The sequence below is a fragment of the Streptomyces sp. NBC_00310 genome, from assembly GCF_036208085.1.
In the GTDB taxonomy this organism is placed as follows: Bacteria; Actinomycetota; Actinomycetes; order Streptomycetales; family Streptomycetaceae; genus Streptomyces.
Genome location: NZ_CP130714.1, coordinates 4,206,190 through 4,228,067, shown reverse-complemented (window position 1 = coordinate 4,228,067; position 21,878 = coordinate 4,206,190). Strand labels below are relative to the sequence as shown.

The 21,878-nt window shown below is 70.8% G+C and carries 17 protein-coding genes; 4 read left to right on the top strand and 13 right to left on the bottom strand.

The features are described from left to right. Positions 1 to 80: 80 nt before the first annotated feature. Positions 81 to 1,682: a beta-N-acetylhexosaminidase gene (locus tag OG202_RS18455; protein ID WP_327729581.1), complete on the top strand. Its 1,602-nt coding sequence runs from the start codon at positions 81 to 83 to the stop codon at positions 1,680 to 1,682. 327 nt (positions 1,683 to 2,009) lie between these two features. On the opposite strand, the gene OG202_RS18450 is transcribed toward OG202_RS18455, so the two are convergent. From OG202_RS18450 to OG202_RS18405, 10 genes are all read right to left on the bottom strand, one after another. Continuing rightward, a complete protein-coding gene (locus OG202_RS18450) occupies positions 2,010 to 3,782 on the bottom strand; it encodes an IucA/IucC family protein (RefSeq protein ID WP_328223157.1) in 1,773 nt (590 codons plus the stop codon). Then, positions 3,779 to 4,342, bottom strand: a complete 564-nt coding sequence (locus OG202_RS18445; RefSeq protein ID WP_328223155.1) for a GNAT family N-acetyltransferase — start codon at positions 4,340 to 4,342, stop codon at positions 3,779 to 3,781. The genes OG202_RS18450 and OG202_RS18445 overlap by 4 nt, the downstream gene beginning before the upstream one ends. After that, complete coding sequence (locus OG202_RS18440) at positions 4,339 to 5,670, bottom strand: lysine N(6)-hydroxylase/L-ornithine N(5)-oxygenase family protein (RefSeq protein WP_327729584.1); 1,332 nt, start codon at positions 5,668 to 5,670, stop codon at positions 4,339 to 4,341. The genes OG202_RS18445 and OG202_RS18440 overlap by 4 nt, the downstream gene beginning before the upstream one ends. After that, the gene (gene desA, locus OG202_RS18435) at positions 5,624 to 7,069 is read right to left on the bottom strand and encodes a lysine decarboxylase DesA (protein ID WP_327729585.1); all 1,446 of its coding nucleotides are present in this window, start codon (positions 7,067 to 7,069) and stop codon (positions 5,624 to 5,626) included. Before desA ends, OG202_RS18440 begins: the two co-directional genes overlap by 47 nt. Before the next feature lie 188 nt (positions 7,070 to 7,257). Then, the gene (locus OG202_RS18430) at positions 7,258 to 8,115 is read right to left on the bottom strand and encodes a siderophore-interacting protein (RefSeq protein ID WP_328223154.1); all 858 of its coding nucleotides are present in this window, start codon (positions 8,113 to 8,115) and stop codon (positions 7,258 to 7,260) included. Positions 8,116 to 8,232: 117 nt separating this feature from the next. Next, positions 8,233 to 9,285: an ABC transporter substrate-binding protein gene (locus OG202_RS18425; RefSeq protein ID WP_326582605.1), complete on the bottom strand. Its 1,053-nt coding sequence runs from the start codon at positions 9,283 to 9,285 to the stop codon at positions 8,233 to 8,235. 452 nt (positions 9,286 to 9,737) lie between these two features. Next, positions 9,738 to 10,898, bottom strand: coding sequence for an acyl-CoA dehydrogenase family protein (locus tag OG202_RS18420; RefSeq protein ID WP_328223153.1), 1,161 nt, complete (start codon positions 10,896 to 10,898; stop codon positions 9,738 to 9,740). Further along, positions 10,895 to 11,860, bottom strand: coding sequence for a hydroxymethylglutaryl-CoA lyase (locus OG202_RS18415; RefSeq protein WP_328223152.1), 966 nt, complete (start codon positions 11,858 to 11,860; stop codon positions 10,895 to 10,897). The genes OG202_RS18420 and OG202_RS18415 overlap by 4 nt, the downstream gene beginning before the upstream one ends. After that, positions 11,857 to 13,800, bottom strand: coding sequence for an acetyl/propionyl/methylcrotonyl-CoA carboxylase subunit alpha (locus OG202_RS18410; protein ID WP_328224689.1), 1,944 nt, complete (start codon positions 13,798 to 13,800; stop codon positions 11,857 to 11,859). Before OG202_RS18410 ends, OG202_RS18415 begins: the two co-directional genes overlap by 4 nt. Before the next feature lie 22 nt (positions 13,801 to 13,822). After that, complete coding sequence (locus tag OG202_RS18405) at positions 13,823 to 15,439, bottom strand: carboxyl transferase domain-containing protein (RefSeq protein ID WP_328223151.1); 1,617 nt, start codon at positions 15,437 to 15,439, stop codon at positions 13,823 to 13,825. 106 nt (positions 15,440 to 15,545) lie between these two features. Here OG202_RS18405 and OG202_RS18400 point away from each other — a divergent pair, with 106 nt between their 5' ends. The 3 genes from OG202_RS18400 (at position 15,546) to OG202_RS18390 (ending at position 18,550) form a co-directional block, all read left to right on the top strand. Further along, a complete protein-coding gene (locus OG202_RS18400; RefSeq protein WP_327729588.1) occupies positions 15,546 to 16,142 on the top strand; it encodes an SACE_7040 family transcriptional regulator in 597 nt (198 codons plus the stop codon). Positions 16,143 to 16,465: 323 nt separating this feature from the next. Next, positions 16,466 to 17,623 carry an acyl-CoA dehydrogenase family protein gene (locus tag OG202_RS18395; RefSeq protein WP_326582610.1) on the top strand — a complete coding sequence of 386 codons (1,158 nt, stop codon included), beginning with the start codon at positions 16,466 to 16,468 and terminating at the stop codon, positions 17,621 to 17,623. A 48-nt stretch (positions 17,624 to 17,671) separates the two neighbouring features. Further along, positions 17,672 to 18,550 carry an acyl-CoA thioesterase gene (locus tag OG202_RS18390; RefSeq protein ID WP_327729589.1) on the top strand — a complete coding sequence of 293 codons (879 nt, stop codon included), beginning with the start codon at positions 17,672 to 17,674 and terminating at the stop codon, positions 18,548 to 18,550. A 173-nt stretch (positions 18,551 to 18,723) separates the two neighbouring features. Here the strand turns inward: OG202_RS18390 and OG202_RS18385 are convergent, their stop codons facing one another. From OG202_RS18385 to OG202_RS18375, 3 genes are all read right to left on the bottom strand, one after another. Beyond that, positions 18,724 to 19,518, bottom strand: coding sequence for a phosphatase (locus OG202_RS18385; protein WP_326582612.1), 795 nt, complete (start codon positions 19,516 to 19,518; stop codon positions 18,724 to 18,726). A 61-nt stretch (positions 19,519 to 19,579) separates the two neighbouring features. Next, the gene (locus tag OG202_RS18380; RefSeq protein ID WP_328223150.1) at positions 19,580 to 20,128 is read right to left on the bottom strand and encodes an AAA family ATPase; all 549 of its coding nucleotides are present in this window, start codon (positions 20,126 to 20,128) and stop codon (positions 19,580 to 19,582) included. A gap of 20 nt (positions 20,129 to 20,148) precedes the next feature. Further along, the gene (locus tag OG202_RS18375; RefSeq protein WP_328223149.1) at positions 20,149 to 21,732 is read right to left on the bottom strand and encodes a PucR family transcriptional regulator; all 1,584 of its coding nucleotides are present in this window, start codon (positions 21,730 to 21,732) and stop codon (positions 20,149 to 20,151) included. Positions 21,733 to 21,878: the final 146 nt, after the last annotated feature.

The window sequence follows — 21,878 nt, the reverse complement described above, 5'->3', positions numbered from 1 at the left end:
GGCGACGGGTGGTCTAGACCTGAAGGGGGTGGAGGGGTGATGGTGGGAGCGCACCGTTCGATGGGTGGAGGGAGCTCGTTGTGAGACCGCGCCACGGATCGACCCGTTTTCTCGGTTCGCTGCTGCTGGTGGCGGCCGGGATCTTCGCCGCAGGAGCCGCACCCGTGTCCGAGAACGCCGAAGCCACCGTGATCCCGCTCGGGCAGGTGATACCGGCCCCCGCCTCGGTCCGGGCCGACGGATCGCCGTACCGGCTGACGAGCGGTACGCACATCGTCGTGGACGGTGGTCCGGAGGGCCGCCGGATCGGGGAGTACCTCGCGGGGATCCTGCGGCCCTCGACCGGCTACCGGCTGCCCGTCACCGAACGCCAAGAGGCCGGAATCCGCCTGCGGCTGGCCTCCGGGGAGACGGGTCTCGGCCAGGAGGGCTACCGGCTGGAGAGCGGACGCTCCGGCGTCACCCTCACCGCCCGCGCGCCCGCCGGGCTCTTCCACGCCGTCCAGACCCTGCGTCAACTCCTGCCCACCGCCGTCGAGAAGGACACCGTGCAGCCGGGCCCCTGGCCGGTCGCGGGCGGCACGATCAGGGACACCCCGCGCTACGGCTGGCGCGGCGCGATGCTGGACGTCTCCCGGCACTTCTTCGGCGTGGACCAGGTCAAGCGCTTCATCGACCAGTTGGCGCTGTACAAGTTCAACAAGCTGCACCTGCACCTCTCCGACGACCAGGGCTGGCGCATCGCCGTCGACTCCTGGCCGCGCCTCGCCCCGTACGGCGGCTCCACCGAGGTCGGCGGCGGCCCCGGCGGCCACTACACCAAGGCCGACTACCAGGAGATCGTCCGGTACGCGGCCTCGCGCCACCTGGAGGTCGTCCCCGAGATCGACATGCCCGGCCACACCAACGCGGCCCTCGCCTCCTACGCCGAGCTCAACTGCGACGGTGTCGCGCCCCCGCTCTACACCGGCACCGAGGTGGGCTTCAGCTCCCTCTGCGTCGACAAGGACGTGACGTACGACTTCGTGGACGACGTCGTACGGGAGGTGGCCGCGCTCACGCCGGGGCGCTATCTCCACATCGGCGGTGACGAGGCGAACTCCACCAGCCACGAGGACTACGCGACGTTCATGGACCGGGTGCAGCCGGTGGTCGAGAAGTACGGGAAGACCGTGATCGGCTGGCATCAGCTGACCGGGGCCACTCCGGCGCGGGGCGCTCTCGCGCAGTACTGGGGGCTGGACAGCACGGGCGCCGAGGAGAAGGAGCGGGTCGTTGCCGCCGCGCGGAACGGGACGGGGATCATTCTGTCGCCGGCCGACCGGATCTACCTCGACATGAAGTACGACAAGGACACGCCGCTGGGGCTCGACTGGGCCGGGTACGTGGATGTGCGGCGGGCGTACGACTGGGATCCGGGGGAGTATCTGGCGGGCGCGCCGGCCTCCGCGATCCGTGGTGTCGAGGCGCCGCTGTGGACCGAGACGATCGGGACCTCGGACGATGTTGAGTACATGGCGTTTCCGAGGCTGCCGGGTGTGGCTGAGCTGGGTTGGTCTCCGGCGTCGACGCGTGACTGGGAGGGCTATCGGGTGCGGCTCGCCGCGCAGGGGCCTCGGTGGGAGGCGCTCGGCGTCGGGTACTTCCGGGCGCCGGGGGTGCCCTGGCCTGCGGCGCGGTAGAGCTCGGGGGTACGGGTGCGTCGGCGGGTGCGGGTGGGTGGGGCTTCTCGCGCAGTTCCCCGCGCCCCTGAAAAGCAGGGGCTGCGCCCCGTGCTTGTCGGCCCGCCGGCCCGTCGCCTTCAGGCCCGCCGGCCCGTCGCCTTCAGGACCCCAGGCCCGTGGTCTGTCAGGCCCGCGGGGGCCTGGTCTTCAGGGGCGCGGGGAACTGCGCGATCAGCCCCCACTCGCCCGCAGCCGAACCGCCCGCCGTCGCACACATGACACGGCGGGCACCTCGGAGGACCGTACTCCGAGGTGCCCGCCTGTTTTTGGGGGCCGTGCCAGGGGCTACACGCCCGCGATGGGGTTCTTCAGGGTGCCGACGAGCTGGAGCGCGCCCGCCGGGTCCGCGAGGTCGACCATCTGCTTGTTGTTGCGCAGCTGGAGGCGGTTGAGGCAGGACAGCGCGAACTCGGGGGCGAACATGTCGTACTGGGCGAACTTGTCGGCGAGTTCGGGCATCGAGCGCTGGTAGTCGCGGACGTTCTCGGCGACCGTGCCCCAGAACTCCTCCTCGTCCAGGACGCCTTCCTCGGCGAGGTTCGCGGCCAGGAAGCGGAAGAAGCAGTCGAAGACGTCCGTGAAGAGGGACAGGAGCTTCTTGTCCTCGGGGACCTCGACGCGCAGCCGTTCGACCGCCGGCGGCAGCACCGCCTGCGGGTCCATGACCGCGATCTCCTCGGCGATGTCCTTGTAGATCGCCCGCTCGACGACACCGTCCTTCAGGACGAGGATGACGTTCTCGCCGTGCGGCATGAAGACCAGGTCGTACGCGTAGAAGCTGTGGAGGAGCGGGGTGAAGTACGCCTTCAGGTAGCGGCGCAGCCACTCCGTCGGGGTGAGGCCCGAGCGTGCGATCAGCGCGGCGGCGAAGCCGTTGCCCTCGTGGTCGACGTGGACCAGGGAGGCCATCGTCGCCAGCGACTCGCCGTCCTGGAGCGAGGCCACCGGGCTCTCGCGCCACAGCGCGGCCAGCATCTTGCGGTACGCGGAGAACTTGTCGGTGGCGGCCTCGTACTCCAGGTGCCGGTAGCCGACGGCGGCGCGCTCGCGGATGATCGACAGGCCGGTCGACTTCAGGACCGGGTCGCCGTCGATGAGCCCCGCCAGCCAGTCGTTGATGGCGGGGGTCGCCTCCATGTACGCCGCCGAGAGGCCGCGCATGAAGCCCATGTTGAGGACGGACAGGGCCGTCTTCACATAGTGCTTCTCGGGGCTGGAGCTGTTGAAGAACGTCCGGATCGACTGCTGGGCGAGGTACTCGTCGTCGCCCTCGCCCAGGCACACCAGGTTCCGCTGGGCGACCTCGGCGGCGAAGGTGACGGTGAGCTTGTTCCACCACTGCCAGGGGTGGACCGGGATGAAGAGGTAGTCGGCCGGGTCCAGCTCCAGGTCCGTGAGGACGGAGTGGAAGCGGGCGATTGTCTCCGCGCCCAACTCGTCCCGCAGGAACGCCTCGTACTCGATGCCCACGCCCGCCGTGAACGCCGCCCGTGAGCGGTGCGCGGCCAGCCAGACCAGCTTCACCGGGCTCGCCGTCTCGGGGGCGTACGACAGGTACTCGTGGACGCCGAAGCCGAGGCGGCCGTTGTTGGCGACGAAACAGGGGTGGCCCTCGGTCATCCCGGTCTCGATGGCCTGGAAGCCGCCGTCCACCAGCTCGGCGACCGGCGTCTGCGGCTTGGTGAGCTTGTAGCAGGTGCCGGCGAGGGTGGAGGAGATCTCCTCCAGGTAGACCGGGAGGATCTCGTCGCTCAGGCCGAGGGACTTCTTCAGCTCGATGAAGAAGTCCAGGGCGGCCAGAGGGAGGTCGACGCCGTCTCGTTGACGGGTGATCGAGTCGGCGTCGACCTGCCAGTGGTCGAGGGCGCGCCGGACGGCGGTGAACCCGTAGCGGGTCGAGCCGTCGTCGCTGCGGACCTCGAAGCGGCCGTCGGCGGTGGCCTCCGGCGTGATGAGCCGCTCGTGGGCGAACTCGGCGAGGGCTTTGCGGATGAGCAGGCGATTGGCCCGTGCCCAGCGGTGGGGGGACAGATGCGCTACGGCGTCGGACAGGGTCATACGGCTACTCCTCGGGCAGCCAGGCTCTGGCTGTGAACGAACTGCTCGCGCGTGCAGAAGCTCAGCAGCGCGCGCTTCTCCGGCTTGTCGATCTCGCGGTCGGGGACGAAACCGACGACTTCGTTGAGGGCGTGGACGGCCTTGTTGGACACGTCCGGCTCGACGACGACCCGGTGGGTGGCCGGGTCCTCGAAGAGGTGCGCCATCACGGCGGTGATCACGGACCTGGTGAAGCCGTGCACCGGGGTGTCCGTCGGCGGCACCAGGAAGTGCATGCCGACGTCTCCGGGCTCGGGCTCGTACAGGCCGACGAGTTCACGGTGGGCGGGGTCGTACTTCTCCATGAGGAAGACGGGCTCGCCGTCGAGCAGCCCCAGCAGGGCGTGGTGGTGCGGGTCGGCCGCGATCTCCATGTACGCCCGCTCGACGTCCTCCAGCCTGGCGTCCTGCATCATCCAGTACGCCGCCTTGGGGTGCGTGACCCAGCGGTGCAGCAGTTCGGCGTCCTTCAGCGGGTCGAGGGGACGGAAGGTGAAGTGCACACCGTCGATGCCGGTCATACGGCGAACTCCTGGAACGCGATGGTCTTCTCGACCGGGTAGTACTCCGTGCCGAGCAGCTCCCGGATGATGTACGAGTTCCGGTACGGGCCCATGCCCAGGTCGGGCGAGGTGACGCTGTGCGTGTGGACGCCCGCGTTCTGCAGGAAGACGCCGCGGCCGGTGGTGTCGACGGCGTAGTTGCGGGCCACGTCGAAGCGGCCGTGGCCGTCGAAGCGGAGCCGGTCGTTGATCCCGGCGAGGAAGGCCGGCGGCTGGTAGTGGTAGCCGGTGGCCAGGACCAGGCCCTCGGTCTCGATCTCGTAGTCCTTGCCCTGCTCGTCCTGGCGCAGGCCGAGGGTGTACCGCCCGTCCTCGTAGGTGGCGCTGTTGAGGGACGAGTTGGTGAGCAGCCGGGTCGGGACCGGGCGGCCGCCGCTGGTGACGTTCTTCTGGTACAGCAGGTCGAAGATCGAGTCGATCAGGTCCCCGTTGATGCCCTTGAACAGGCCCTTCTGCTGCTTCTCCAGCCGGTAGCGGGTCTCCTCGGGCAGCGCGCGGAAGTAGTCGATGTAGTCCGGGGACGTCATCTCCAGCGTCAGCTTGGTGTATTCGAGGGGGAAGAACCGCGGGGAGCGGGTGACCCAGTTGAGCTGGTAGCCGTGGACGTCGATCTCGGAGAGGAGCTCGTAGTAGATCTCCGCGGCGCTCTGGCCGCTGCCGACGATCGTGATCGACTTCTTCGCCTGGAGCTCCGCCTTGCGGTGCATGTACTCCGCGTTGTGGAAGAGGTCGCCGCCCAGGCCCTGGCAGGCCTCGGGGATGTACGGGACGGTGCCGGTGCCGAGGACGAGGTGCCGGGCGTGGAGGACGTCGCCGTCGGCCGTCCTCACGGCGTAGAGCCCGGCCCCTTCGTCGTACGTCACCTCCGTCACCGTCGTGCTGAAGCGGACGTTGCTCAGCCGGTTCGCGGCCCAGCGGCAGTAGTCGTCGTACTCGACCCGCAGGGGGTAGAAGTTCTCGCGGATGTAGAACGAGTACAGACGGCCCGAGTCCTTCAGGTAGTTCAGGAAGGAGTACGGGGAGGTCGGGTCGGCGAGGGTGACCAGGTCCGACATGAACGGGGTCTGGAGGTGGGCGCCGTCGAGAAACATCCCCGAGTGCCACTCGAAGTTCGGCTTCGAGTCCAGGAAGATCCCGTCGAGTTCGGCGATGGGCTCGGTGAGGCAGGCCAGGCCGAGGTTGAAGGGTCCCAGTCCGATGCCGATGAAGTCGTGGGTTTTCACGGCGGATTCAGCGGGTTCAGGAAGCGACGCGGTCAAGGGATTCTCCCAGGTACTGCTCGGCATGGCCGGCGATCAGATCGAGTACGGCGGCGATGTCCTCGGCCGTGGTCTCGGGGTTGAGCAGGGTGAACTTCAGGTAGTGGCGACCGCCGACCTTGGTGCCCGCGACCACGGCGTCGCCGGAGGCGAACAGGGCCTTGCGGGCGTACAGGTTGGCGCGGTCGATCTCGGCCGGGTCGGTCACGGCCTCGGGGATGTAGCGGTAGACCAGCGTGGACAGCTGGGGCTCCACGACCACGTCGTAGCGCGGGTCCGCGGCGAGCAGTTTCCAGCCCTCCTGAGCCAGGTCGCAGACCTCGTCGAAGAGCTCGCCGATGCCGTCGGCGCCCATCGTGCGCAGCGTCATCCACAGCTTGAGCGCGTCGAATCGGCGGGTGGTCTGGAGGGACTTGTCGACCTGGTTGGGGATGCGCTCGGTGACCATACGGCGCGGGTTGAGGTACTCCGCGTGGTAGGTGGCGTGGCCCAGAGTGGACGCGTCCCGGACGAGCACGGCGGACGAACTCACCGGCTGGAAGAAGGACTTGTGGTAGTCCACGGTGACGGAGTCGGCGCGCTCGATGCCGTTCAGGAGTTCGCGGCGCTTGCGCGAGACGAGCAGGCCGCAGCCGTAGGCGGCGTCGACGTGCATCCACGTGCCGTACTGGGCGCAGAGCTCGGCTATCTCGGGCAGCGGGTCTATGGAGCCGAAGTCGGTGGTGCCGGAGGTGGCGACGACGGCCATGGGGACGAGGCCGTCGTTCTTGCAGCGCTCCAGCTCACGGGCGAGGGCCATCGTCTGCATGCGCTTGTTGCCGTCCACGGGGACGGAGACGACGGCGTCCTGGGCGAGGCCCAGCAGTTTCGCCGACTTCTTCACGCTGAAGTGGCTGACCTCGGAGGCGAAGATCCGCAGTTTGGCGAGGTCGTCGGTCTTGGCCTCCTCACGGGCGAGGAGCAGGGCCTGGAGGTTGGACTGCGAGCCGCCGGAGGTGAACACGCCGTCGGCGGAGGGACCGAACCCGATGCGCTCGTTGGTCCAGTCGATCAGTTTGCGCTCGATCAGGGTGCCGCCGGCCGACTGGTCCCAGGTGTCCAGGGAGGAGTTGACGGCGGAGAGCACCGCCTCGCCGAGCACGGCCGGGATGACCACCGGGCAGTTGAGGTGCGCGAGGTAGCGCGGGTGGTGGAAGTAGATCGCGTCGCGGAGGTAGACGTCCTCCAACTCGTCGAGGACGGCGGCCGTGTCGTGCAGTGGCTTGTCGAGGTCGATGTTCTCGATGCCGGGGGAGAGGGCGTCGACGGTGACACCGGTGAACGGTCGGTCGGTGGTGGCGAGTTTGGCCGCCACCCGCTCCACGCCTTCGGTCACGGTGCGGCGGTACCGCTCCGCGGTCGTGTCATTGAGCAGGTGCGAGCGCATGGGGAGGTCCTCCGAGCGGGGCGGTCCGGGTGGGACGGAGAGGTGAGTGGGGGAGAGCGGAATCACGTCGTCCTACTTAGGTAAGCCTAACCTAATTAACTTGAGTGAAACCCAGGCTCAGTCGTGACCGTGGTCACTTCGGTGGCTCTGGTGGCTCTGGTGGCTCTGGTGGCTCGGGTGGGCCTGGGCTACTCGCCGCGCTCCCGCAGCTGCTCCTCCGTCAGACCCTCACGCCAGTACCCGACAAAGGTCACCCGCCGCCGGTCGAGCCCGCGCTCCCGCACGAGATGACGGCGCAGCTCCTTCACACGGCCGGACTCACCGGCGATCCAGGCGTACGGCAGCCCGCCGAACGGCAGTTGGGCTTCGCGGATCGAGTCCAGGGCGGTCGGCGCCCCTTCCGTCCGCACCAGCCAGGTGATCTCGGCGTCGGCCTCGGTGGCCAAGTCCTGGATGTCCGCCGCGTGGTGGACCTCCAGCCAGACCCGGGCCCGCGTCCCGGCGGGCAGCGACTCCAGGATCGCCGAGGCGGCGGGCAGCGCCGTCTCGTCACCCCAGATCAGCACCAGGTCGGCATCGGCCGGCGGCCGGAAGCGGATCGCCCGGTTGTCGGCGATCGCGGGCCCGAGCAGCACGACCCGGTCACCGGCCCGCACCGCCGACGCCCACCGCGACGCGGGCCCGGCGGGCACGGCGGCCCCCGGCTCCACGCCGTGCAGCACGAAGTCGATGTCGATCTCGACGGTGTCGCCGTGCGGGTCGGAGCGCAGCCCGCGCAGGGTGTACGAGCGCATCACCGCCCGCACGTCGTCCGGCAGTTCCCGCCACGCCTGCCACCAGCCGTCACCCAGCTCATAGGGCACGGCGGGGACGTCCTGCCCCGGCTGCGGCAGGAAGAGGGAGAGCGACTGGTCCCTGCCGTCGGACCGGAAGAACCTGAGGTCGTCCCCCGCGAACGAGACACGCACGAGAGACGGCCCCAGCCGCCGCGTCCGTACGACCTGAAGGGCAAAGAAACGGAACGGGGCGGCTACGGCCGTCGTCATGAGATGGCTCCTGGATCAGGGGCGGGGGACGTGTGCGGGAGGGGCGAGCTCGGCGAAGTCAGGGGCGCGGGGAACCGCGCGACCAGCCACATGCGACCCGCGGCCGAACTGCGCGGGTCAGCTGACCTTCTTCGCGTTCTCGATGGCCTCGGCCAACTCCTCCAGGAGCGGCGCGCACTTGTCGTAGGACAGGATCGGCTCGGGGTTGCGCCCGATCACCTGACCGGCCTTCACCGCCGGCAGCTTCTTCCATGTCGCCTCTTCGATGGCGTCCGGCTGGATCGCCGACGTGCGGTTGTCCATGATGATGACGTCCGCGTCGTACTTGTCGACGTTCTCCCAGCTGAGGTTCTCGAACCAGCCCCCGCTGGCCTTCAGCGCGGCGGCGCTCGGCTCGACGAAGTTCACGCCGAGGGCCTTGAAGTACTCCAGGTCGATGGAGAGGTTCGAGCCGGAGACGTAGAAGATGTCCTGGCTGGCGGAGCCGGCGAGCACCTTGATGTCGGGCTTGGCCTTGGTGGCCGCGCGCAGCCGGGCGGCGGCGTCCTCGAACCGCTTCTTGGCCGCGGTGGTCTTCTCCGACCGCACGTCGGCGCCCAGGGACTTGGCCAGCTCCAGCATGCGCTGCAGGGGCTCGGTCATCTGACGGTCGTACGCGGAGATGCCGACGCTCGGGGCGAGCTTGGCGATCTTGTCCTTGGAGGTCTCGGGCACGTACCAGAGGGTGCCGGCGTCGTCGAACAGCGTGGTGATGAGGACGTCGGGGGCGAGGGCGGCGTACTTCTCGACGTTGAACTCGTCCCAGACGTTGCCGAGGATGGTGAGCTTGCTGATGTCGAGGTCGCCGGCCTGGACGTCGGCCTTGCCGTCGGTCGTCCTGGTCGGCCCGAAGACGCCCTTGACGTCGATGCCGTAGTCGTACAGCGCGGCGGCGACACCCACGAACGCGACGATGTTCGCCGGGACCTTGTCGGTCTTGGCGGTCACGCCGCGGTCGTCCTTGAACGACCAGGGGCCGGACTTGGCGGCAGCCGTCTCCTTGCCGGAGCCAGTGCTGCTGCTCGTCGCGTCCTCGTCTCCACAGGCGGCGAGCACGGCACCGAGACCGAGTGCGCCACCGGCGGCGAGGATGCCACGGCGGGTGAGGTGAGCGGCTCTGGCGTTGGACATGTGTATGGCTACTTTCGAACGGGGCGAGGCGTCGCCCGAGGGTGAGTTCGAAGGTAGGTTAGCCTAACCTCATTACTTGTCCAGAGGGTGGTTCCAGGTAGTGGAATGCCCAGGTCGACGCCTGCCCTAATCTTTGAGTTGCCTGTGAATCGAAGGTGGGCGGGGTGTACTGGAGGGTGAGGGTGCCTGAATCGGCCGTTCCTCTCGCGAAAGGGAAGGTCCGTCGCGAACGGCCGCGACCTGCCCCGTGAACCCCAACTTCCCCGCCCCGAGGGCTCGTTGCGTGGCCTTGGAGCGTCTGGGGACCGGGCCGCAGGCCGCCCGCCACCGAACACCTCACGCGCCGGTGGCCGGAAAGACTCGGCCGGCGCCCCAGGGGTGGATCGCCCTGGGACACCGGCCAAACGTTGTTCATGTCACTCCGCGTCGGGCCGCGTCAGCCCGTCAGCCCGTCAGCCCGTCAGGCCCAGTTCCCGGGCGATCAGCATGCGTTGCACCTCGCTGGTGCCCTCGCCGATCTCCAGGATCTTGGAGTCGCGCCACATACGGGCGACGGGGTACTCGTTCATGAAGCCGTAGCCGCCGTGGATCTGGGTGGCGTCACGGGCGTTGTCGACGGCGATGGTGGAGGAGTGGAGCTTCGCCAGGGCCGCCTCCTTCTTGAAGGGTTCACCGGCGACGAGGCGGTAGGCCGCGTCGCGCCAGGCGAGGCGGGCCGTGTGGGCCTTCATCTCCATGTCGGCGATCTTGAACTGGATGGCCTGGTTGGCGCCGATCGGCCGGCCGAAGGCGTGCCGTTCCTTCGCGTACTTCACCGACTCGTCCACACAGCCCTGCGCGAGACCCGTGGCGAGCGCCGAGATGGCGATACGGCCCTCGTCGAGGATGCGCAGGAACTGGGCGTAGCCGCGGCCGAGTTCGCCGAGGAGGTTCTCCGCCGGGACCCGCACGTCCGTGAAGGACAGTTCACGGGTGTCGGAGGCGTTCCAGCCGACCTTGGAGTAGGGGGCGGCCACGGTGAAGCCCGGGGTGCCGGACGGGACGATGATCGAGGAGATGAGGGGCTTGCCGTCCGGGGTGCGGCCGGTGACCGCCGTGACCGTGACCAGCCCCGTGATGTCCGTCCCCGAGTTGGTGATGAAGCACTTGCTGCCGTTGATGACCCACTCGTTCGTCGACTCGTCCAGGCGGGCCGTCGTCCGGGTCGCTCCCGCGTCCGAGCCGCCGTCGGGCTCGGTGAGACCGAACGCGCCCAGCACCTCACCGGAGCAGAGGCGCGGCAGCCACTCCTCCTTCTGGGCCCGCGTGCCGAAGAGATGGATCGGCATCGCGCCCAGGGAGACACCGGCTTCGAGGGTGATCGCCACGGACGAGTCGACCCGGGCCAGCTCCTCCAGCGCGATGCCCAGCGCCAGGTAGTCGCCGCCCATGCCGCCGTACTCCTCGGGGAACGGCAGCCCGAACAGCCCCATGCGGCCCATCTCGCGCACGATCTCGTAGGGGAACTCGTGCCGCTCGTAGAAGTCGCCGATCTTGGGGGCGACGACCTCGTGCGCGAACTCCTCGACCGTACGGCGGAGTTCTTCCAGCTCGGGGGAGAGGCGGTGGTTCATGAGACGTCAGTGCTCCTTGGGTCCTCGTGGGACAGGGCTCGTACGGTGCGGGACGGGCTGGGTCGGCCCAGGTGTCCGGCCATCCACGCGCTGGTGGCGACGAGGCGGCCGAGGTCTACGCCCGTGTCGATGCCGAGGCCGCGCAGCATCCACACGAGGTCTTCGGTGGCGAGGTTTCCGGTGGCGGACTTCGCGTACGGGCAGCCGCCGAGGCCGCCGGCCGACGCGTCGACCGTGGTGACGCCGTGCCGCAGCGCCGCGAGGGTGTTGGCGAGGGCCTGGCCGTAGGTGTCGTGGAAGTGCACCCCGAGGGCCGATGTGGGTACGTCCGCCTCGGTCAGGGCGGTGAGCAGGGCCTGGACATGGCCCGGCGTCGCCACGCCGATCGTGTCGCCGAGGCTCAGTTCGTCGCAGCCCAGGTCGAGCAGGGCCCGGCAGACCCGGACGACCTGGGGGATCGGGACGGGGCCCTCCCAGGGGTCGCCGAAGCACATGGAGAGATAGCCGCGGACATGGCCGCCCTCGGTCTTCGCCCGGGCCACCACCGGGGCGAACATGGCCAGCGCCTCGTCGACCGTCCGGTTGAGGTTGGCCTTGGCGAAGGATTCCGTGGCGCTGGCGAACACGGCGACCCGGCGGGCGCCGAGGGCGAGGGCGCGGTCCAGGCCGCGTTCGTTCGGCACCAGGACGGGAAGGTCGGCCGACAGGTCGCGCACCCGCGGGAACAGCTGCTCCGCGTCGGCCAGTTGGGGCACCCACTTGGGGTGTACGAAGCTGGTGGCCTCGATCGTCGTCAGTCCCGCGCCGGCCAGACGGTGGATGAACTCCGCCTTCACCTCCGTCGGGACCGTGCTCTTCTCGTTCTGCAGGCCGTCCCGCGCGCCCACCTCGTGGATGCGGACGCGCGCGGGCAGGTCCGGGGCGGGGACGGTCATCGGCAGGCCCAGGTCCGTGCTGCTCATCCGGCGGCCTCCTCGGTCGGGTGGGGCGCGACCACGGCCAGCACCTGGTCCATGGCGACAGTCGTGCCCGGCGTGACGTCCAGCTCGGTGACCGTCCCGGCGTGCGGCGCGGAGACCACGTGCTCCATCTTCATCGCCTCCACCACCAGCAGGCTCTGACCGGCGGCCACCTCGTCCCCCACGGCCACCTTCACCACGGTGACCGTCCCGGGCATCGGCGCCGTCAGGGAGTCCGCGCCCGCGCGGTCGGCGCCGGTGAGCGCGGCGGCGACGGGGTCGTGGTCGCGCACGTGCCAGGCGTCGCCGTCGCGGCCGATCCAGTCGGCGGCGCGGTGGAAGGTGTGGCGGACTCCGTCCAGGGTCACGGACACCTGGTCGTCCGTGACCGTGTGGGTGCCCCGCGGGTGGTGGGCGACGGGGTCGAGTCCCGGCGCCCGCAGGTCGAAGGCGGGTGGCCGGGACGCCCCGCCGAGGCGCCAGCCGTCCGGGACCGAGAAGGGGTCGGTCCAGCCGTCCCCGCGCGGCCTCAGCGCGTCGAGTCGTACGGCCGCCGCCGCCTCGTACACCGCCTCCGGGACCTCCGTGGTGACCAGCCCCTCGACCTCCCGCTCCACCAGCCCCGTGTCCAACTCGCCCGCCACGACCGCCGGATGGGCCAGCAGCCGCCGAAGGAACCCGGCGTTCGTCTGGACGCCCAGGGTGACCGTCCCCGCGAGCGCCGCGCGGAGCCGGCGCAGGGCGGTGGGCCGGTCGGGGCCGTGGGCGATGACCTTGGAGAGCATCGGGTCGTACAGGGACCCGACCTCCGTGCCCTCGGTCAGGCCCGAGTCCGTACGGACGCCGTCGCCGTCCGGCTCGCGCAGGCGCAGGATCGTGCCGCCGGAGGGGAGGAAGCCCCGGGACGGGTCCTCGGCGCAGACCCGGGCCTCGATCGCGTGCCCCGTCAGCGTCACGTCCTCCTGGCCGAAGGCCAGCCGCTCGCCCGCCGCGACCCGGAGCTGCCACTCCACCAGATCCACGCCCGTGACCAGCTCGGTCACCGGGTGCTCGACCTGCAGGCGGGTGTTCATCTCCATGAAGTAGTACGAGGAGGGGGCGCCGCCGGGGACGATGAACTCGACCGTGCCCGCGCCGGAGTAGCCGCAGGAACGGGCCGCCTGGACGGCCGCCTCGCCCATCGCGGCCCGGGTGGCCTCGTCGAGCAGGACGCTGGGCGCCTCCTCGATGATCTTCTGGTGGCGGCGCTGGAGGGAGCACTCGCGCTCGCCGAGGTGGACGACACCGCCGTGGCCGTCGGCCAGGACCTGGATCTCGATGTGCCGGGGGCGGTCGATCCACCGCTCGACGAGGAGGGTGTCGTCGCCGAAGGAGGCGCGGGCCTCGCGGCGGGCGGCGGCGATCTCGTCCGCCAGCAGTTCGGCCTCCCGGACCAGCCGCATGCCCTTGCCGCCGCCGCCCGCGCTGGGCTTCAGCAGCACCGGCATACCGATCTCCCGTGCGGCGTCGGCGAGTTGGGCGTCCGTGAGCCCGCTGCCGCTCGAACCGGGCACCACCGGCACCCCGGCCGCCCGTACGGTCTCCTTGGCGCGGATCTTGTCGCCCATGAGGGAGATGGCGTCGGCGGGCGGGCCGATGAAGACGAGGCCCGCGTCGGCGCACGCCCGCGCGAACCCGGCGTTCTCGGCGAGGAAGCCGTACCCGGGGTGCACGGCCTGGGCGCCGGTGCGGGCGGCGGCCTCCAGCAGCCGCTCCACCGACAGATAGCTCATCGACGCCGACGGCGGACCGATCCGTACCGCCGTGTCGGCCTCCCGGACGTGCCGGGCGTCGGCGTCCGCGTCGGAGAAGACGGCGACGGAGCGGACGCCGAGGGCGCGGAGGGTACGGATGACGCGGACGGCGATCTCGCCCCGGTTGGCCACCAGCACCGTGTCGAACATGGTCGGCTTCATCGGTTCCCCCTCACATCCGGAAGACGCCGAACTGGGGGTCACCCAGCGGCGCGTTGGCGCAGGCGGTCAGGGCGAGGCCCAGGACCTGGCGGGTCTCCAGCGGGTCGATCACGCCGTCGTCCCAGAGGCGGGCGGTGGCGTAGTAGGCGTTGCCCTGGCGTTCGTACTGGGCGCGGATCGGGTCCTTGAAGGACTCCTCGTCCGCCGCCGGCCAGTCCTCGCCGCGCGCCTCCAACTGGTCCCGCTTCACGGTCGCCAGGACGGACGCGGCCTGTTCGCCGCCCATCACGGAGATCTTGGCGTTGGGCCACATCCACAGGAAGCGCGGTGAATACGCCCGCCCGCACATCGAGTAGTTGCCCGCGCCGTACGAGCCGCCGATCACGACCGTCAGCTTGGGGACGCGGGTGCAGGCCACGGCCGTCACCATCTTGGCGCCGTGCTTGGCGATGCCACCGGCCTCGTAGTCCCGGCCGACCATGAAGCCGGAGATGTTCTGCAGGAAGACGAGCGGGATGCCGCGCTGGTCGCACAGCTCGATGAAGTGGGCGCCCTTCTGGGCGGACTCGGAGAAGAGGATGCCGTTGTTGGCGACGATCCCGACCGGGTGCCCGTGGATCCGGGCGAAGCCGGTGACCAGGGTCTGCCCGAACTCGGACTTGAACTCGGCGAACCGCGAACCGTCGACCACGCGCGCGATGACCTCACGGACGTCGTACGGGGTGCGGGAGTCGACCGGCACGGCGCCGTAGAGCGTGTACGGGTCGACCTTGGGCTCGACGGCCGGCTCGACCGACCAGGGGAGCGGGCCCCGGGAGGGGAGGGTGGAGACGATGGTCCGCACGATGCGCAGGGCGTGGGCGTCGCTCTCCGCGAGGTGGTCGGTGACGCCGGAGATCCGGGAGTGGACCTCGCCGCCGCCCAGCTCCTCGGCGGTGACGACCTCGCCGGTGGCGGCCTTCACCAGCGGGGGGCCGCCGAGGAAGATCGTCCCCTGGCCCCGGACGATGACGGCCTCGTCGCTCATGGCGGGGACGTACGCGCCGCCCGCCGTGCACGATCCGAGGACCGCCGCGATCTGCGGGATGCCCGCCCCCGACATCCGCGCCTGGTTGTAGAAGATGCGGCCGAAGTGCTCGCGGTCGGGGAAGACCTCGTCCTGCATGGGCAGGAAGGCGCCGCCGGAGTCGACGAGGTAGAGACAGGGGAGGCGGTTCTCCAGGGCCACCTCCTGGGCCCGCAGATGCTTCTTCACCGTCATCGGGTAGTACGTGCCGCCCTTGACGGTGGCGTCGTTGGCGACGACGACGCACTCGCGGCCGCTGACCCGGCCGATGCCCGCGATGACACCGGCGGCCGGTGCCTGCCCCTCGTACATGCCGTCGGCGGCCAGCGGCGCCAGCTCCAGGAAGGGCGAGCCGGGGTCGAGGAGGGTGTCCACCCGGTCGCGCGGCAGCAGCTTGCCGCGCGCGGTGTGCCGGGCGCGTGCCTTCTCGCCGCCGCCGAGCCTCGCCGCGGCCAGCCTGGCGCGCAGCTCCTCGCCCAGTGCGCGGTGCGCGGCCTCGTTGGCCCGATACGCCTCCGCCGCGGGATCTGCCGCGGTCGTCAGCTCCGGTGCCTGGTCCATCGTGCGGTCCCCTCACCCAGTGGTCACCTGTGGTCACCTGTTAATGAGCGTTAACGCGTTTCCACCAGGTTAACGACCGCTAACCTCCCTGTCTAGAATTGGCTCCATGGCCACGAGAACCGACGCACCCACCCGCCGCGAGCAGATCCTCAAGGAAGCCGCCCGCCTCTTCGCCGAGCGCGGCTTCCACGGTGTCGGCGTCGACGAGATAGGGGCGGCCGTCGGTATCAGTGGGCCGGGCCTGTACCGGCACTTCGCGGGCAAGGACGCGATGCTCGCGGAGCTGTTGGTGGGCATCAGCGGGCAGTTGCTGACGGGGGCGAAGCGGAGGGTGGCGGAGGCCGACGGGGGTGATGCCGAGGCGCTCCTCGACTCGCTGATCGAGGGGCACATCGACTTCGCCCTGGACGACCGCCCCCTCATCACCCTGCACGACCGCGAGCTGGATCGCCTCCGCGACAGCGACCGCAAGCTGGTCCGCCAGCTTCAGCGGCAGTACGTCGAACTGTGGGTGCGGGTACTGCGCGAGGCGCACCCGGGGCTCGCCGAGCCCGCCGCCCGGTCCGCCGTGCACTCGGTCTTCGGGCTGCTCAACTCGACGCCGCATCTGGGGCGGCCGGGATCGCTGCCGGGACGGGCGGCCATGTCGGAGCTGCTGCACCGGATGGCCCGGGGGGCGTTCGGGGCGGCAGCCTCCGGCTGACTGCCCGGTTCCGGCTGTCTGGTGAGCCGGGTTCGGGGTGGGGGTGGCGGCGGTCGCGGGCGGCGGGTCGCGTGGGGCTGGTCGCGCGGTTCCCGGTGCCCCTGGCGGCATGGGTCCGGGCCGGCGGTCTCGGATGTGCGCCAAAAGCGTGACGAGCGTTACGGGGCTGACCATCTGGACGCGCTCGCCTACTCGCCGGTACGGTTGCCTGAGCGAGCGCTTAGCCGTATCGACGGGGCCGCAACCATCGGTTGAGGAACCCCGACGGCGAGCAACCACATCCGCGAGAGCGGCGCCGGCTTAGGCGCAGAGAGGGGCCGGCGGTGCGCCGTACGGTGTTCAACGAGGATCACGAGGCGTTCCGGGAGACCCTGCGTGCCTTCATCGAGGCCGAGGTCGTGCCCGTGTACGACGAGTGGTTCGCCGCCGGCCAGGCGCCGCGCGACTTCTACTACAAGCTCGCCGAGCTGGGTGTCTTCGGGATCCGGGTGGACGAGGAGCACGGCGGCGCCGGCATCGACTCGTACAAGTTCGAAGCCGTGATGTACGAGGAGACCGCCCGCGCGGGCGTGCAGTTCGGCGGCTCCGGCGTGCACGTGCTGCTCGGCCTGCCGTACATCAAGATGCTCGCCACCGACGAGCAGAAGAAGCGGTTCCTGCCCAAGTTCGTCTCCGCCGAGGAGATGTGGGCCCTCGCCATGACCGAGCCGGGCACCGGGTCCGACCTCGCGGGCATGAAGACCACCGCCAAGCTCAGCGAGGACGGCACGCACTACGTCCTCAACGGCTCCAAGACCTTCATCACCGGTGGCGTGCACGCCGACCGTGTGATCGTCTGCGCCCGCACCGACGCCCCCAGCGCCGAGGACCGCCGCCACGGCATCTCCCTCTTCGCCGTGGACACCAAGTCCGAGGGTTACTCGATAGGCCGCAAGCTCGACAAGCTGGGCCTGCGCACCTCGGACACCGCAGAGCTGGCCTTCGTCGACGTCAAGGTCCCGGTCGAGGACCTGCTCGGCGAGGAGAACAAGGGCTTCTCCTACCTCGGCCACAACCTCGCCTCCGAGCGCTGGGGCATCGCCTTCGGGGCGTACGCGCAGGCCAAGGCCGCCGTCCGGTTCGCCAAGGAGTACGTCCAGGACCGCACCGTCTTCGGCAAGCCCGTCGCGTCGTTCCAGAACACCAAGTTCGAGCTGGCCGCCTGCCAGGCCGAGGTCGACGCGGCCGAGGCCGTCGCCGACCGCGCGCTCGAAGCCCTCGACGCCGGTGAGCTGACGCCCGCCGAGGCCGCCAGCGCCAAGCTGTTCTGCACCGAGGTCGCGCACCGCGTCATCGACCGCTGCCTCCAGCTGCACGGCGGCTACGGCTTCATGAACGAGTACCCGATCGCCCGCCTGTACGCGGACAACCGCGTCAACCGCATCTACGGCGGCACCAGCGAGATCATGAAGTCGATCATCGCCAAGGACATGGGCCTGTGACACGGGTCCGTAAGGCCCCGGAAATTACTGTGCAGTACAACTGACCTCATGAGTCAGGCACCACTTGAGTCTCTCCTCGATCTGCTCGACCTGGAGCAGATCGAGGAGAACATCTTCCGCGGCCAGTCCCGTCCCGCCATCGTCCCCCGGGTCTTCGGCGGGCAGGTCGCGGCCCAGGCGCTCGTCGCCGCCGGGCGGACGGTCCCCGCGGACCGGCTGCCCCACTCCCTCCACGCGTACTTCCTGCGCATCGGCGACGCCGGCGCGCCCATCGTGTACACCGTGGAGCGCATGAACGACGGCCGCTCCTTCACCGCGCGCCGCGTCGTCGCCGTCCAGCACGGCCAGCCGATCTTCGCCCTCTCCGCGTCCTTCCAGCGGTACGAGGAGGGCCTCGACCACCAGGCCCCGATGCCCGCCGCGCCCGACCCGGAGTCCCTTCCCACCGCCGAGCAGCGACTGCCGGCGTACGGCCTCGACCCGGGCGTCGTGGAGAAGATGCTGGAGGCGCGGGCCGCCGTCGACCTGCGCTACGTCGACGACCCGCCGTACGGCCGCTACGGCGAGCCCCGCGAACCGCGCTCCCAGGTCTGGTTCCGGGCCAACGGCAAGCTCGACGACGACCCGCTCCTGCACGTCGTCCTCGCCACCTACGTCTCCGACATGACGCTCCTCGACTCCATCCTGCTCGCGCACGGGCGCGGCGGCTGGGCCGTCGGCGACGTCGTCGGGGCCTCGTTGGACCACGCGATGTGGTTCCACCGGCCGTTCCGCGCCGACGAATGGCTCCTGTACGACCAGGAGTCGCCGTCCGCGGCGGCCGGCCGCGGCCTCGGCCAGGGCCGGATCTACACGCAGGAGGGACGGCTCGCGATCTCCGTGATCCAGGAGGGTGTCGTCCGTGTACCGAGGCCGAAGACGCCCTGACCTCCGGTGGCTCCCGGGGGCCTGTGGCTTCCGGAGTCCTGTGACTCGCGGAGGCCTGTGGCTTCCGGGGCCCTGTGACTTTCGGACACCTGTTGCTTCCGGGGGCCTGTGGCTTTCGGAGTCCGGTGGCTTCCGGGGGCCTGTGATTTTCGGAGCCGGTGACTTCCGGGGTCCTAGCCGTCCTTGAGCCCGGCCTGCTCCAGCAGGTATGCCGCCATCGGGTCGTAGTAGCGCGGGCTGACCACGTGGTCGTCGAGCGGGACCACGGCCTGGAGGGTGCCCTCGGACTCGCCGAGGAAGAGGGCGGGGTCGTTGGAGTCCGCGTAGCCGACGGAGTCGACGCCGAGCTGGCCGGCGCAGCCCGCCCAGCCGTGGTCGGCGACGACCAGGTCGGGCAGCGGGCGGCCGGCACCCTCCAGGCCCCGGAGGATGGCGCGCATCGGCTCGGGGGAGTGGGTGTGCCAGAGCGTGGCGCCGTGTTCGAGGACGGCCACGTCCGCGAACTGCATGACGTACCCCTCCTCCGTCTGCAGACCGTCCGGGATGACGACGATCTCGCAGCCGGCCGCGCGCAGCGCCCGCGCCGTCTCGTGGTGCACCTGGAGCAGCCCGCCGGGGTGGCCGGTGGCGAACAGCACGCGCTGCGCGCCCTCCGCCGCCTTGCGCAGCCGGGCCGCCATGCGCTCCAGCGCGTCGACCGTCAGGTCCGGGTCGATGGTGTCCTGGCCGTAGCGGTACCCGGGGTCGTCGTTCACGCCGACGCGCTCCGCCATCACGGCCAGCACGTCCTGCTCGTCGGTCCAGCGGTCCCCGAGCTCCAGACCGAGCCAGTAGTGGCGGTTGCCGTTGGCCAGTTCGCGGTAGTGGGAGAGGTTGTTCTCGCGCGGCGTGGCGACGTCGCCCGCGATACGCGTCCGTACGAGGTGTTCGACGAGCTCGGCGCGGCTGGGGGTCCCGGGTATCGGCATGGGTCCATTGTGAGGCAGACGACTGTGGGAGTCGCGGGCGTCCCGCCCGCTGCGACCTGCGTCACTCCGTTCGGCGCGCGGAGACGAACGTGTCGATCGCGGCGATCCGCCGGGCGAGGCCGACGGCGGGGACGTCGACGAGTTCATGGCCGAACGCGCGGTACGTCTCCTCGTGGATCCGCTCGAACTCCAGCGACTGCTGGAAACTGATGCGGCGTGCGGCCGTGGGCTCGCAGAACCCCAGGTTACGGACGAAGAACACCTGCCGTTCGTAGACGCCGTGCGTGGTGATCCGCTCGATCTCGGCGGTGAGCGCCGCGGACGGCGGGCGCCCCTGGTAGGTGGCGAGCGCGAGGGTGCACAGCGGCGAACGGTCGAAGAACCGCACGGAGTTCGTGCCCGGGGCCGCCAACTGCCGTTGTCTCTGCAGCTCGACGATCTCGTCGATGAACGACTCCCGGGTCCACGGCTCGTCCTCGCCGCGCGCCTGCGCCCGCGCGATGACATCGGTGGCGGCCTCCTCGACGACCTCGTGACCGAGCTCGGCCAGGCCCCGCAGGAGGGTCGTCTTGCCCGCCCCGGGCGTGCCGGTGAGTACGTATCTGCGCATGCCGCCCAGGCTATGGCGGCTCATCCGTCCCGCAGCGCGAACCACAACTCCATCCGTACGTCCGGGTCGTCGAGGTCCGCGCCCAGCAACGCCGCGCACCGGCCGATGCGTTGGCGGACCGTGTTGCGGTGGACGGTCAGCGCGACGGCCGTACGGTCCCAACTGCCGTGCAGCGAAAGCCAGGTGCGCAGGGTCTCGGTGAGGGCGGCGGCGCCGGGGGCGGTGGTGAGAGGGGCCAGGAGGGCGTGGGCGTGGGCGGTCGCGTCGGCCCGCGGGACCAGATCGGCGAGGGCCGTGCGGGAGCCGTGCCGGACCAACGCCGTACGGGTCGCCCTCGCCCGGGCCAGCGCCCGGGCGGCCTGCGCGTCGGCGGGCGCCCACCCGTCCGGCCCGGCCGGCGCGCTCACCCCGCATGTCCAGCCGGGCTGCGCGGTGACCTCGCGGTCGGCGGGGACGAGGACGCGTACGACGTCGCCGTGGGCGTCGACCAGCGCGGAGCCCAGGGCGGCGCCGAGCGCGGCGGCGGCGAGGGCGTCGGGAGGGCCGTCCTCGGTGGGACGGGCGTGTACGACGAGCCAACGGGTGGCTCCGCCCAGGAGAGGGGCCACCTCCTCGGGCGGGGCGCCCAGGAGCAGCCGTACGAGGGCGGACGCGCGGGCCGCGCCCGTGCCGCTCTGTTGTTCGCCGGTGAGGAGGGAGAGGAGGACGGCGGCGACGGAGGCGATCGTGTGGTCGCCGGGGTCGCGGTGGGGGGTGGCGATGCCGAGGGTGAAACCGTGGTCGGCGCCCAGGGCGTAGGCGGTGAGGTGGGTGCCGTCGACCGTGTCCGTGGCGGAGGTGGGGGTGGACGGGTGCGGGGAGGGGGTGGGGGGTTGTGGTGCGTTGGCGGGTGCGGGTTCGTCGGGGCTGGTCGCGCGGTTCCCCGGGCCCCTGTCGGGGCGCACCACCGCTGCCAGGCCGGCCAGGGCACCCGGTGTCGGTCCTCGTCCGAACGCCGCCAGTTCCGTCCCGTCCGGGCCGTACAGCACCGCCCGGCCGGACACCCGCTGCGCCAGTTGCCGCAGGACCGCTCGTACCGGGTCCGGGCGGGACGCGGCCGCCGCGAGGCTCTGCTGGGCCTCCGTGACGCGGCGGAGTTCGGCGTGGCGGGCGCGCGCCATGAGCTGCCAGACCGCGCGGGCGACGCCCGAGAAGGTCGTCCGGGGCGGGACCTCGACCAGAGGCAGGCCGTAGGTGTCGCAGGCGGCGACCAGGGCCCTCGGGACGCTGTCGTGGACGGGGGCGACGCCGAAGCCGAGGGCCGCGCCGCCCGCCGCGATGATGCGGGAGACGTAGTCGTCGAAGTAGGTGCCCGAGCCGGCCGCCTCCGGGATGTGGACGCCGGCCGTCAGCAGCAGCTCGCCGCCGAGCAGGTACGGGTACGGGTCCGACATCTCCGAGGTGTGCGCCCAGTGGACGGCCGTTCCCGCGTCCGCCGGCCCGGCGATCTGCCGCAGGCCCAGGTCCTCGCGGGCCAGCAGGGCCGTGAGGAGTACGGGCGGGGTGGGAGGGACGGCGGGGGCGGGTGGCGCGGCCGGGTCCGGCATGGTGTGCGTTCCTTCCATCCGACGCGGCTCGAATGGATGAAACGTACACTTCGCAGTCGCTTTCCGGCCACCTAGTGTCAGTGCCCGTCACCCGTCACCCGTCACCCGTCACCTGGTGCGCGCGAAAGTAGAGTCATCTCCAGTAGTACATATTGGTTCATATC